Source organism: Mesorhizobium sp. M0174, assembly GCF_040322275.1.
GTDB lineage: Bacteria > Pseudomonadota > Alphaproteobacteria > Rhizobiales > Rhizobiaceae > Mesorhizobium.
Genome location: NZ_JAMYTB010000020.1, coordinates 37,191 through 49,586, shown reverse-complemented (window position 1 = coordinate 49,586; position 12,396 = coordinate 37,191). Strand labels below are relative to the sequence as shown.

Here is a 12,396-nt window from a genome sequence, read left to right as displayed (position 1 = left end):
TGCCGAGCCTCTGTCGCGACGATTTGCAACTGACTTTTGCACCTCGCAGAACTCAACTTTTGCGGCAACATTTCCTGCTTCCCGCTTTCCTTCTGATGTCGAGCCCAGCGCGCTTCACCTGCGCTTCGCTGCAGCCGGTCAGCTTTGCCGTCCTGCTGATACTGTTGCCGCCAGACCGGAAGACAATAATGCGTTCGTGTGTCACCAAGTCAGCTTGGCCTCCGGCGGGGCGGCTTATCCGGATGACTGCACGCGATCAGTTGCTGGTTCAAGACAGGGAAGAAGGCCTGCATCGCCTTTGCCGATGTTCAAGGTCAGTTCAATGTGGGTAATTTTCCGACGCCGTATTGCGCCACCGGCAAAAACGGCGTGAATCCTGAAACCTACGCCTGCAATTGGTGTGAAGCAGGCGAAAAGGGCTGCAGTGGCGGCGATTTCATCGAGGAAGGTTTGCGGCGGCGGCAGCGACACCGTTTTCTCGCGTCAGCAAATCCCGCCAAACCATTACCACCCCAATTGCGACCACGATATTCAGGGGCCGTACCGGAACCACGAGGGTCCTTACCAGGCGTGTCTCGCCACGCAAGCCACCACCCACAATGGCATGGTGTTTGCCCTTAGAGCCTGACCCGAAACTCGGTTTTGGGGGGTGGAAGCGGTTGAGTGGCCCCGTCCGTTGTGATTCGCTTGAGTTGTCTAGACTTGAACGGGATAACGACATGGGTTGGACGGAGACCACCCGCCGGCGATATTGCCGCGCGGGGCAGCGAGATGCAAACGCGTTGACGGACAGGGAATGGGCGTTGCTCGAGCCGTTCCTGCCGGGAACGAAGACAACGGGACGACCGCGGACGACAGAACTTCGGGCGGTCGTGGACGTGCTCCTCTACATCGCCTGGACCGGCTGCCAATGGCGGGCATTGCCGGATCGGTTCCCGCCGGTCTCGACGGTTCAACGCTATTTCTATGCCTGGCGGGACAACGGGCTGTGGAAGACCATCAACTTCCACTTGGTGGCTGCGGCACGCCTGGCGCTTGGTCGCGAGGCGAGCCCGAGCGCCGGTGTCATCGACAGCCAATCGGCAAAGACCACGGACGTTGCCGGTTTGCGTGGTTACGACGTCGGCAAGAAGGTCAAAGGCCGCAAGCGCCATATCATTACTGCCACCGAGGGACACTTGGTCGGGCTGACGGTGCACACGGCCGACATCCAGGAAGGCAGTCGGCGTCATCGCCTCGATTCGACGGCTTTCTCCCTGGTTGCGGCATCTGTTCGCCGACGGCGGCTATGCCGGAGAAAAACTGTCGCAGGCACTGGCCAATCTCGGCACATGGACCATCGAAATCATCAAGCGCTCCGACGCGGCCAAGGGCTTTGAGGTGCTGCCACGACGATGGGTCCTCGAGCGAACTTTCGCCTGGCTGGGACGTTGTCGCCGGCTCGCCAAAGACTTCGAGGCGACCATCGCCAGCGCCGAGGCATGGATCTTCATCGCCTCGATCCGCCTCATGCTTCGCCGCATGGCAGCTCCACGTCGTGCGTCGAGTTTCGAGTCAGGCTCTTACAGGCATGCGCAGGACGCGCGAAGCCGCTCAAATCTCCCCAGATGGGTCAGCCATCGAAGACCGGCATCACTTGCCCGTTGAGCGGCTATACGATAATGCTCCGCGCTAAGCAGCAAGCGCCAAAAATTCGAGCGGCGACTTCATTCTCCTATTCAGGAAGGAACTATGAGGCGGCAGACGCGACCATTCACCGTGGAAGTCAAACAAAAGCGCAATTATCAAAAATCCGCACGTTCCATCTGGGGCAATTTCGACATCGCCGCGGCGATGGCCGAGACAACAAAGGAAGTCGAGCCGTTAAATCGTCAGCTTGTTGACTCTACTGTAGTGGCCCTTGATGCTGAACCTTTGCAAAAACCGCGAGTGGAGCATTTCATGGCCAATCCCCTGGAAACCGAGTCAGCAGTAGTTCCTAGCGCACCGGCAGACAAAGCGGAAACGCCAAAACCGAAGACGAGAGCGCGGCGGTCGAGGAAGCCAGAAGCTGAGGCGAGCGCGCCTGCCCGCAAGGAGGGCGCCAAGCCGATATCCGCGGCCACTGAAGCACCGCCGTCAGCGCGAACAGGCCGAAAGAGCTACTCCGCGAAGGATCGTGCCCAGAAGCTGGCGCAGATCGAGACCTCGATCGGCGGCGGCGCTACTCTCAAGAGCGCGGTGAAGCAAGCCGGCATCTCGGAACAGACATATTATCTTTGGAAGAAGGCGGCGGCGCCGGCGGCGGACAGTGACGGGCTGAAGGATCTCGTCGCGCTCGAGGAAGAAAACAAGCGGCTAAAGAGCCTGCTTGCCGATCGTCTCCGCAAGGAGAATGCGGAACTGAAGAAAAGGCTCGGGCTGGATTAAGGAGGCTGGGCAGCTGGTTCTTGGCTCGCCACCTACAGCAATCCCACCTGCTCCGCCTCTCGGCGCAGATTCTGCCGTGGCCTTGGGCCGATCTGCTGGATGACCAGCCCGGCTGCCAGCGAGCCGAGGTCGCCGCAATCCTTGAGGCTGCGGCCTTGCGTGTAGCCGTAGAGGAAGCCGGCGGCATAGAGGTCGCCGGCGCCGGTGGTGTCGACCAGCTCGCGGATCCTGGTCGCATTGATGGTCACGGTCTCGTCGCCGCGCACGATCACCGAGCCCTTTTCCGAGCGGGTAACGGCGGCGATCTTGCAATCCTTGCGGATCTGGGCCAGCGCCTCGTCGAAAGACGCGGTCTGGTAGAGCGACTTGATCTCGTGACTGTTGGCAAAGACGATATCGACGGTGCCGGAGCGCATCAGATCGAGGAATTCGTCGCGGTAGCGATCGACGCAGAACGAGTCCGACAATGTCATCGACACTTCGCGCCCGGCGGCGTGGGCGAGCTTAGCCGTCTGCCTGATCGCCTCCTTGGCGCGCGGCGGGTCCCACAGATAGCCCTCGAAATAGGTGACGGCGGCGCCCGACGCCTTGTCGGCCTCGACGTCCTCCGGGCCGAGCTCGACGCAGGCGCCGAGATAGGTGTTCATCGAGCGCTCGCCGTCCGGCGTGACGAAGATCATCGAGCGCGCTGTCGGCGGTTCGCCGTTAAGCGGCCTGGTGTCGAAGGCGACACCCTGGGCATGGATGTCATGCGCGTAGATTTCGCCGAGTGCGTCGTTGGAGACCTTGCCGAAGAAAGCGGCGCGGCCGCCGAAGGAGGCAACGCCCGCCGCCGTGTTGCCGGCGCTGCCGCCCGAGGCTTCAATGGCCGGGCCCATGCGGCTGTAGAGCAGTTCGGCGCGCCTCGTGTCGATCAAATTCATTGCGCCCTTGATGATGCCGTTGCTCTCCAGGAACGCCTCGTCGCACTGGGCGATGATGTCGACGATGGCATTCCCGATACAAAGCACGTCATAGTCCGGCATCAATGATGTCTCCGCCAAAAGCCCACCGGCTTTCTGGCAATGGGCTTTGCGCTTGCCAATCCGTTCGGCGCCAGCCCTCACGGGGCGGCAAGTCCTGCCTCGCGACGCAATTCGTCGGCCCTGTCTGTCTTCTCCCAGGTGAAATCAGGCTCTTCACGGCCGAAATGGCCATAGGTCGCGGTCTTGCGGTATATAGGGCGTAAGAGATCAAGCATCTTGATAATGCCCTTCGGTCTGAGATCGAACAGCTCAAGAATGAGGCGCTCGATCCTTCTTTCCTCAACCCTCGCTGTTCCGAACGTGTTGACCATGACAGAAACCGGACTGGCCACGCCGATTGCGTAAGCAAGCTGCACCTCGCAGACGTCCGCAAGTCCGCTAGCGACGATATTCTTTGCGACATACCGGGCCGCATAGGCAGCTGAGCGGTCAACCTTGGACGGGTCCTTGCCCGAAAAGGCGCCGCCGCCGTGACGACCCATCCCACCATAGGAATCGACGATGATCTTGCGTCCAGTGAGACCGCAGTCGCCGCGCGGCCCGCCGACTACGAACCTCCCCGTCGGGTTGACCAGAATTCTGATGCCTTCCGTCTCCAGGTGGGTCGGCAGGACAGGCTTTATGATTTCCTCAATGACGCCCTCGCGGACCGTCTCTTGCGAGACCTGCTCGTCATGTTGGGTCGATACGACGATGGTATCAAGGGCGACCGGGCGCAACCCCTCATAGCGCACTGAGACTTGGGATTTCATATCAGGACGCAACCAGCCAAGCTGTCGTGCTTTCCGGACATCTGCCTGTCGTTTCGTCAAGCGATGCGCGAGCTGGATCGGCAAAGGCATCAGGGTATCGGTTTCGCGGCATGCGTAGCCGAACATGAGGCCCTGATCTCCCGCTCCCTGCTGGAGGTCCTGCCCTCGTCCCTCGTCAACGCCCTGGCTAATGTCGGGCGATTGCTCGGTGAGTGCATGAACGACGGAGCAACGCCGGCCGTCAAAGCCGACAGCCTCATCGTCGTATCCAATATCGAGAATCGTATCGCGCGCAACTTGGCTATAATCCACCCGCGCATCGCTAGTAATCTCGCCAGCCACAACGACTATCCCTGATTTTACCAACGCTTCACAGGCGACGCGTGCCTTGGGATCGGTGCGGAGGATGGCGTCGAGGATGGCATCCGAGATGTTGTCGGCCAACTTATCCGGGTGTCCCGCGCCAACCGATTCGGAAGAGAACACGAACTGCCTAGCCATGAAATGCCTCGTTTCGGGTGTTGGAGTTGTATGGTGCATTTTGCTTAGCCCACCTTACCTGTTGGTGATGCCCGGGACCTCGAACGCAGCGCACAAATCGGCAACGTCTCTTCGCACGCAGGCATGGAGATCTTCGTCATCAGGCCGCCGGAGGACGCAGTCAATGAAGCCAGCAATTTGCACCATTTCCACATCGCGCATGCCCATTGACGTCACTGCTGGCGACCCCAGGCGAATTCCGCTTGTGACCGCCGGATCCCGCGGGTCGCCAGGCACCATATTAAAGTTTGTGATGATGCCTGCCTTTGCTAGCCGCTCGGCATAGGCCTTGCCCGATAGTGGTCGATCGCGCAGATCAAGGATCAGCATGTGATTGTCCGTCCCCCCGGTAACCAGGTCATACCCTCGCTCGATCAGTGCCTGTGCAAGAGCCTTGGCATTCTTGACGGTCTGTTGGCCGTAGCTTCGGAAGGACGGGTTCGCGGCTTCGTGCAAGGCAACTGCTAGCGCAGCGATGGCATTCATATGAGGCCCGCCTTGCAGGTGAGGAAAGACCGCCCGGTCTATTCGCCTGGCGAGATTGTATTTGCTCTTTGTATGATACAGGGCCTGATAGCGATCTTCGTTCCTGGACAAAATGAAACCACCGCGGGGACCGCGGATCGATTTGTGGGAGGTGCTGCTGACCACGTCGCAATGGCGCACGGGATTCGGGTGCGCTCCCGCGGCAATCAGTCCGCTGATGTGCGCAATGTCGGCTACGAGATAGGAGTTCGCTTCCAGGGCGATTTCTGCCATTGCCGCGTAGTCAAAGACACGCGGGTAAGCAGTTCCGCCGACCCAAATGAGCCGCGGCCGTTCCCGCTTGGCTGTCTCGCGCAAGCGGTCATAGTCAATCTGCTGTGTCTTTTCATCTAGTCCATAGGGGACGCGTTGATAGTCAGTTCCGGAAAAGTTGATGGCCCAACCATGAGTCAGATGGCCCCCTTCCGGGAGGGGCAAGCCCATGACTTTGTCACCGGGGCTCAAAAGCGCACGATAGACAGCCTGGTTGGCCGGCGAGCCGGAATAAGGCTGGACGTTGGCATGCTCGCTGCCAAATAGTGTTTTCAAGCGCTCAATGGCTAGATTCTCAAGCTCATCAACGATCTCATTTCCAGCGTAGTAGCGCGCACCGGGGTACCCCTCGGCGTACTTGTTCGTGAAAATCGAGCCGTTCGCTTCCAGCACGGCCGAGGACGCAAAGTTCTCTGAGGCGATGAGCTTAAGGGTCGTCCGCTCCTGCCGCTCCTGTCTCAGAAGCAGTTCGTGAACGCGGCAATCAACCGCGGCCAATCGAGACCGTCCGTAAGTGTCGCGCGGCGCGATGGCGCCGTCGGCGGAGTTGTACATGATGGTTTCGCGCTCCAATTGGACTGATCTATTTCACGGTCAAGCATGCGATCCCCTTCGACGGCCCGTCTTGTGTGGCTTCGAGCCGTTGAAGGTCTCGTTTGTGATAGCCATCGCCGTGGGGCAGGAGATCAACCAACAGTTGGACCAGCCCGCCGTCCTTACCTCCTGCTTTGAGATGGTACGAGCACCACGGACGTTGTTCGTTGCAGTAAAGAAAGTCGGCTCTGGCCAGCAGCCGGACGTGTCGTACAACGTGCTCACGACGCAGACCCAGAATCTCCGCTAGCTGGCAGACAGTTAGGTCCGCATGCGCGCAAAGGCCTAGGATTCGAAGGCGATCTAGATGCGCTGCCGTCCGAAGGCGACTGACCAGTGTCAGCATTGGGCAGGACCAAGCCACTTGGAAAGCCTGGGCACTCGTCCTACTGAATTTGTCATTTCGCGTTCTCTACAGATGTTGCAGCTTTCGAACGAAATAATATGGTTGCTTGTCCACCGACCGCACACTCTCGGTGGCCGTGAAGATACTGTTTTGAGCCAATATGGCTGTGTCGAACAAACAAGATGGGCGCTGTTCTTGCCATTGCCTTTAGCCGAAATTGCACGCAGTTCGGCGGGTCGGAGAATAAGCCACGGTTCGGACTCCACTGACTCAAACGTTGCAATAAGCCTACCATTCACAGCGAACCGGAGTTGCTAAGAGTCTATGAATTTCCTTGAAGCATCTGTTGCAACGTTTGCGCAGCCCGGTCTTGCTCCCGGCTTGCAGCGGTCAATCTCGTGCAGACTGACCGTGATGCAAAGATGACAAGGAAGGTTCGCTTTCAATCCGATCTTCTTCCTGGCCAAGTGGTTCGTAGTCTCATAACTGTGGCCTAGACAAAAGCTGGGCTAATCAGCGGTATGATGTCGTTAGCGTGGTTGGGCCACCAGCAGGTCGACGCCAAGATCGACACGCGCAATTTCCCGCGCTACGAGAATGTCAGTGACTGCGCGCTCTTCCTCGGGCGGTCTGGCTGCGCCGTCTAGAATCTGAATGCATCTCGCGCCGACCCGTTCAGCAATGAGCTGTTCGGCTTGCCGCATTGACGGCGAAGCAAGCTCAAGTACGTTTTCGCGCATCTCACGCGCCGCCTCGCCGACTTCCGCAAAACGCTTCTCGGCGAACTGCTCCCTGAAGAGCGCAGCGAGATCATCAAATGTTTGAACTTTGGTGGGCTTGGGTTTCGAGCAAAAATATCCAGTTGCCAGTCCAGGTTTATAGGCAAGGCTGTGCGCTTTGTCGTCTGGCAAGGGCCCAATATCCCCTGGTGAGACGAAAATGGACTGCCGTGCTACGGTTGCTCCAAATAAGAGCGGTCGAAATCGCTGATGTTTGCGATACAAGGAGCCGCATAGAAGACGTTTGACGGATAGCGCGCCTCAAACCGAAGAAGCAGTTCATGCTGACGCGACACATCCCTGCGCATCATCGCAATCCGAAAAAATGGTATCGACAAACCGGGGCAATGTCCGCTCGCAACCTCAAAGGCAGTTCCTCGCTTCATCAGCTCCGGAAGCTTGTACTGGAAAAACAGCGGAACCCCTGGGAAATTGATGCGGATGTCAAAGCCAGAATGCCCCTCCTGTATGAGGTTTGGAAAGACCGGCGCGCCTACTGGTGCGGCTGACGATGACCGGATAAGGTTTTCGGTGAAGGCATACCCAAATGAGAACTCCATGTAGCCCACCTTCATTCAATTCTGCTTTCGTGCTGAAGTTTATCCTGGCTCTTTGCCTGCAGCCGAGCAGACTCTATAACAAAAAAAACTAGGTATACTTGCGAGATAGTCTGAGCTTGTCGATTCCTCGGATAGATATTTAAGGAGCTCACCCACTCTTCTGGCTGCTAGAATGGGAATGGGAAGCTTCTGGTTGATCTGGGTCGAGTTCCAGTTGATTTTGGTAAGCGACAAAACCTCCTGCGCTATCTCAGCGATTCCCGGCCAGATCGCCGATAACTTTCGGGCTTCGCGAACAGAGCCAGAGTGCGTAGCCGATATCTTCAACCGGGGCGGCAGCTTCTCCCTCGCCAGTGCCGAGCGCGATCATATGCGTTGCGCATTCGGCCAGCGCGCCGTCAAGGCGCCCCGCTTCCGTCGCGCTGCCGTAAAGGTCCAGGAACCACGCTAGCGAATAAGACCAGTCGGCAGGCAAGTCCTGCCCATTGTGATCCCTTGCGACGACGGCCACGACGGCGTTGCGGCCTTCGGGCGTGCGGGGCTCTATCCCAAGGATCGGGTATAATTCGGGTGTCGGCTGCTGAAGGATACGCGCCGGCACGAGCGACAGTGCTTTCTCCAGCGAGGGAGGAAAATCCTCCAGTTCTTCGGCCAGTTCGGCAGCTTCTCTCCTTCGTCCCTCGCGGCGCGCTTCTACATATTCTGCCGCAACCACGGCAACGGTGCGCTGCGCCCGTTCAGCGGTGCCGGTGGCAATCAGCTCGGCCGGAATGTCACCATCCTTGATCGCCCAGTGCGTACGGTGCTGTTCGAACTGTTGAATGCCCAGCCGGTCCGCAATTCTCAACACCGCTGACCGGTCGAGAAAGGCATGTTCCGGATCGGGCTCGAAGGTGAAGGCCAGTTCGTGTCCGCGCCGAACGATATTGCGTATGCGGCCGTGCCGGACCACGCGCGCGTGCGGGCCTCCCGCCCCGACTTCGTACATCAAAAGCGCCGGGATTTCCTCCAGCCGGCGCAAATGTTTCAGGGCGCGAGGTCGATAGCCTCGGCCTCGGCGCCGCTAGATTCCTTGAACCGGTCAATGGTTGACGTGAACGGCGGCGTTTCCCACCACTCGCCGTCCCGAGACAAGCAAGTTAAACATGGCACACCACCGACCTCACGCCGCCTTCTCCATAGACCACTTCACCCGTTCGCCGAGAAAGGCGGCGAACGTTTTCACATTCATATTGCCGCTCGCCTCCTCCAGCCCTGCGAGGTAGGCCTTCCGGTCATCGACTCTGACGACTGTCCAGGGGTAACCGCCTGAAGCCAGCATCGCGTTCATGAGGAACCGCGCCATTCGTCCGTTGCCGTCCGGATAGGGGTGCACATGGCCCACAAGCCAATGCCCCAGCACGGCACGCACGGAGGCCTCCTTCTCCGCCTCCAGCAGGTCGAACAGCTCATTCATACCATCGGCCACCGCTTCGGTACGCGGCGGCACGTGCTGCGAGCCGCGCAGGTACACAGGGTGATTGCGATATCCCGCAAGCGCGCTGGCTTTGAGGATGCCGGCGGTCACTGACGGCGCGAACAGCTCCCGGTACCACTCCCGGTGAGTGTCCCGCGTCAACGCGCCGGCTGGCTTGCCGTTGATGATCGCGGCAACAGAGTCTTTGACCTTCTGGAATGCGAGGTAGTAGCCACGCGCGGCAAGCGCATCTCGGTTCTTGCGGTCCTCTTCATCAATCTCCGGATTCCAGCTCCCCTCGCGCACCCGGTCGATGAGTTCCGGGGTGACGCTGTACCCTTCTATCGACAGCGAATGGTAGGCGTCGCTTTCGTAGATATCCTCGACGAACTTGATATAGGCGTCTTTGTCGGACGGCAGTCCGGGTGCCTTCGGGAATATCTCGATGATGGCTTCGCGCTGCGATTGCCAGATCGCGCGCAGGCGGGCGACCAACGGCGGTACGCCCGCCGCAATAGTTGTCACTCCAATTTGTCCCGCGAACGGATCGGATTCGCGCACGTCATAGCCGGCGGCTTTGAAGGCGGCCACGATTTCATCCGCAAAGGAGTCGCGTCCTACGCGACGGAAGGCCCCCGCAAGCCGTCCCGCCACGGCGGAATGGCCGCCATCAAGCAGCAGGGCCAGAACGGTTGATACGTCGCGCACCGACGCCATGGCGATCTGCATCTCGATAGGGGCGCGCTGGAAGAACGCTTCCGGCACCCGGGTAAGGGCGGCCTCGACAGTGAACACGCGCTGGCCGTTTTTCTCTGTCAGTTCGGCCGGCATCTCCTTGACCTTGAGGTCATAGAGCGAAGTGCCGAACAGCAGGTCGATTTTGTTATTCGTGCCTTTGGGGGTGTTCACCACCACCTGAGGCGGAATAGTGGGCGCTTCCGCGTGCAGAAGCAGCGACTGCTCCGGTGAGAGGAACCAGTCCTTGCCGAACCGGTCATTGCAGTAAAGGGAGCAGAACTCCCAGAAGCTCGCGTACCAAGGGGTGGTGTCTTGCTGCCGTGCCTGCGGGCCGGTCGACATGAGCCAGCCTTTGATAACATCGCGCAGGAACCCGTTCTGCAGCAGCCGCTCCCGGTGGACGCGGGTCAGCTCATCTGATTTGAATATGCGCCGCCCACCCTCCTGCAGCTCTTTGAGGACGGCCAGTGATACAGCGAGTTTTTCATGGGGCTTGGCCATGGCCGTGCCTTTGCAACTTTTTTAGAGTTGTGCGATTACAAGTATATAGTGCTGATAGGCAACAAGTCAATGATGCTGTGGAGTTGCAAGTTTTTTAAGTCGTGCGATGACAAGTTTTTTATGCGATAATCGGGAAATGCGATCGTTTCCATAGCCGCGCGAAGGATCGTTACCCGGATGGGCCGAGACCCAGCTCCCCCGCAGGCGACGCAGGGGCTCGGGGCGAGCCTAGAGCCTGGCCCTCCGAAGCGCTTCGAAGGAGGACGCGCCTCTTTGAAAAACTCGCCCGTTGTGCATCGTGGGTACCCGTAAACGCGAATTCTCAAAGGAAAGACGCTCCTTACCTCTCCCTCCCGCCACGATCATCACGGCCGCGCCCGCGCTCACTACGCCGCGACGCCCGCGAGATCGCTGCACGCATCTGATCGGCCACCAGACCGGGTTGCAGATGAAGGATGTCCGTGACGCTGTCGTGTGTTTGCACCGTCACCGCAGTGACGGCAAGGCAGCTGCGCACGCCCATGGAGGAGAGCGTCTCGATATCGCGCGCGATTCCGGCACCCCCACTGGAGTCCGATCCGCCGACGACAAGTACATGCGATGCCTGCCTCAGCGCCCTTTCATCCGTTAGAATGAGCGTTCGAAACGCAGGATTCCGCCGACACTGCTCTTCTTGTTGGCGTTGGTCCAATTCATGTTGGAAGCGCCGTCCACCTTGCCGACGGCGAAGTTACCGTATCGGCCATAGTCGAGTTCCGCCGTAACTGTGAAATCTGGAAGAAACGCATAGGCGACGTTTGCAGCGACACCATGGTTCTTGAGCTGATCACCGGAGAGCTGAAGGTTGAACGAAGTTGTCTCGTTGAGCTTGTAAGTGGCGCCAGCCCAGAAAGCCCAGTTCCCGCCCCAACTCTTATAGAAGCCGCGACCATGAGCGTCGATGGCGTTCGTGGAGTCGTCGTTGAGCTTGCCGTTGGAACCGTAGCCGAGCATTCCGAACAGCAACAGTTCGTTGGTGACATTGATGTCGACACGGACCTTGGCGGCCACCGATTCGTAGTTGCTATCATAAGCGGCAACGCCGGTGATCGCGCCCCAGCCATGTGTGTATTTCAAGCCGCCGACTACGTGCGGTGCGTAGCTGTCCATTGTGCCGACCACGCCCGAGCCTTCTTCGAGCGAAACCACGGCCGAAAAGCCGTTCCCGGCGTCGAAGTAGTACTGAACCACATTGGTAGCGAAAGCGCCGTACGGAACCGGCGTCTGGTTGAGTACGTCACCCGCGCCGCCAATAAACATGTCGAAGGCCGACCAGTCCTTACCAAATCGGAGGCCACCAAGCTGAATCCAGGCGAAAGTCAAGGTGCTGTCTCCGTTGAAGGCATAGGACCGAGAACTGTCCGAAACCGAAGTGTGGCGGTTGCCGAAGTTCATGCGGGTTTCGGTGTAGGTCTTCAACGTGCCGAGTTCGGTCTCCTGGCCGGTCCAAGTTTTCAATGTGAAGCGCGTGTTGTTTTGCCATGTGCCCTGATCCTCACCAGTCCTCACATCCGAGGTTCTTGCGTGATCAACCAATCCGACATGGCCCAAGCCGACGTCGTAACGGACATAGCCGCCGATGCGCACGCAGGTCTCAGTGCCTGAAATGTAGACGTAGCCCGAGCCGTAGACGTCGCAGACTTTAACGTACTCAGTCGGGTCAGGCTCGGCAACGGCGGTCACGGCGCGAGCGTCGGAAACGGCAATCAGTGCCGCAGTTGAGCCGAGGAGGAGGCTCCTAATGTTCATTGTTGATCTCCGTTCAAAGAGTAAAAGGAATGGACGTCAGTGATGAACTCTTGCTAAGGAAACAGTCGATAACGATGCGCATTGAGTTGAATTTGAGCAGTTTTGATGCG

Annotated in this window: 10 protein-coding genes and 2 pseudogenes; 2 read left to right on the top strand and 10 right to left on the bottom strand. The window is 59.0% G+C overall.

The genetic code is table 11. The features are described from left to right. Positions 1–234 precede the first annotated feature (234 nt). Positions 235–471 (bottom strand): hypothetical protein, encoded by a 237-nt coding sequence (locus tag NKJ13_RS25825; protein ID WP_352691541.1) that lies wholly within the window; start codon positions 469–471, stop codon positions 235–237. A gap of 248 nt (positions 472–719) precedes the next feature. Between NKJ13_RS25825 and NKJ13_RS25820 the strand changes: the two are divergent. Together NKJ13_RS25820 and NKJ13_RS25815 are read left to right on the top strand one after the other, a co-directional pair. Further along, positions 720–1,527, top strand: a pseudogene (locus tag NKJ13_RS25820) (IS5 family transposase); the annotation flags it as partial. A 204-nt stretch (positions 1,528–1,731) separates the two neighbouring features. After that, on the top strand, positions 1,732–2,409 hold the full coding sequence (locus NKJ13_RS25815) for a transposase (protein WP_352596296.1): 678 nt from the start codon (positions 1,732–1,734) through the stop codon (positions 2,407–2,409). Between the two features lie 32 nt (positions 2,410–2,441). Here NKJ13_RS25815 and NKJ13_RS25810 read toward each other — a convergent pair whose 3' ends face one another. From NKJ13_RS25810 to NKJ13_RS25770, 9 genes and pseudogenes are all read right to left on the bottom strand, one after another. Beyond that, the gene (locus tag NKJ13_RS25810; protein ID WP_352778777.1) at positions 2,442–3,434 is read right to left on the bottom strand and encodes an adenosine kinase; all 993 of its coding nucleotides are present in this window, start codon (positions 3,432–3,434) and stop codon (positions 2,442–2,444) included. Between the two features lie 77 nt (positions 3,435–3,511). Beyond that, the gene (metK, locus tag NKJ13_RS25805; RefSeq protein WP_023679684.1) at positions 3,512–4,687 is read right to left on the bottom strand and encodes a methionine adenosyltransferase; all 1,176 of its coding nucleotides are present in this window, start codon (positions 4,685–4,687) and stop codon (positions 3,512–3,514) included. A 54-nt stretch (positions 4,688–4,741) separates the two neighbouring features. Continuing rightward, positions 4,742–6,079 (bottom strand): serine hydroxymethyltransferase, encoded by a 1,338-nt coding sequence (gene glyA / locus NKJ13_RS25800; RefSeq protein WP_352778775.1) that lies wholly within the window; start codon positions 6,077–6,079, stop codon positions 4,742–4,744. Between the two features lie 915 nt (positions 6,080–6,994). After that, on the bottom strand, positions 6,995–7,375 hold the full coding sequence (locus NKJ13_RS25795) for a hypothetical protein (RefSeq protein ID WP_352691545.1): 381 nt from the start codon (positions 7,373–7,375) through the stop codon (positions 6,995–6,997). Between the two features lie 41 nt (positions 7,376–7,416). Next, the gene (locus tag NKJ13_RS25790) at positions 7,417–7,818 is read right to left on the bottom strand and encodes a hypothetical protein (protein ID WP_352669529.1); all 402 of its coding nucleotides are present in this window, start codon (positions 7,816–7,818) and stop codon (positions 7,417–7,419) included. A 235-nt stretch (positions 7,819–8,053) separates the two neighbouring features. Beyond that, positions 8,054–8,791: a hypothetical protein gene (locus NKJ13_RS25785; RefSeq protein ID WP_352778773.1), complete on the bottom strand. Its 738-nt coding sequence runs from the start codon at positions 8,789–8,791 to the stop codon at positions 8,054–8,056. A gap of 174 nt (positions 8,792–8,965) precedes the next feature. Continuing rightward, entirely contained in the window at positions 8,966–10,498 is a 1,533-nt protein-coding gene (locus NKJ13_RS25780) for a Fic family protein (RefSeq protein ID WP_352778772.1), read from the bottom strand. 403 nt (positions 10,499–10,901) lie between these two features. Continuing rightward, a pseudogene (locus tag NKJ13_RS25775) lies at positions 10,902–11,111 on the bottom strand (bifunctional hydroxymethylpyrimidine kinase/phosphomethylpyrimidine kinase); the annotation flags it as partial. 14 nt (positions 11,112–11,125) lie between these two features. Continuing rightward, complete coding sequence (locus tag NKJ13_RS25770) at positions 11,126–12,286, bottom strand: porin (protein WP_352778770.1); 1,161 nt, start codon at positions 12,284–12,286, stop codon at positions 11,126–11,128. Between the last annotated feature and the right edge of the window lie 110 nt (positions 12,287–12,396).

Excerpts from the sequence above, each read along its gene's own strand:
- NKJ13_RS25815 (WP_352596296.1), top strand. The coding sequence starts at position 1,732 with ATGAGGCGGCAGACGCGACCATTCACCGTGGAAGTCAAACAAAAGCGC.
- NKJ13_RS25810 (WP_352778777.1), bottom strand. The coding sequence starts at position 3,434 with ATGCCGGACTATGACGTGCTTTGTATCGGGAATGCCATCGTCGACATC.
- metK (WP_023679684.1), bottom strand. The coding sequence starts at position 4,687 with ATGGCTAGGCAGTTCGTGTTCTCTTCCGAATCGGTTGGCGCGGGACAC.
- glyA (WP_352778775.1), bottom strand. The coding sequence starts at position 6,079 with ATGTACAACTCCGCCGACGGCGCCATCGCGCCGCGCGACACTTACGGA.
- NKJ13_RS25790 (WP_352669529.1), bottom strand. The coding sequence starts at position 7,818 with ATGAAGGTGGGCTACATGGAGTTCTCATTTGGGTATGCCTTCACCGAA.
- NKJ13_RS25785 (WP_352778773.1), bottom strand. The coding sequence starts at position 8,791 with ATGTACGAAGTCGGGGCGGGAGGCCCGCACGCGCGCGTGGTCCGGCAC.
- NKJ13_RS25780 (WP_352778772.1), bottom strand. The coding sequence starts at position 10,498 with ATGGCCAAGCCCCATGAAAAACTCGCTGTATCACTGGCCGTCCTCAAA.
- NKJ13_RS25770 (WP_352778770.1), bottom strand. The coding sequence starts at position 12,286 with ATGAACATTAGGAGCCTCCTCCTCGGCTCAACTGCGGCACTGATTGCC.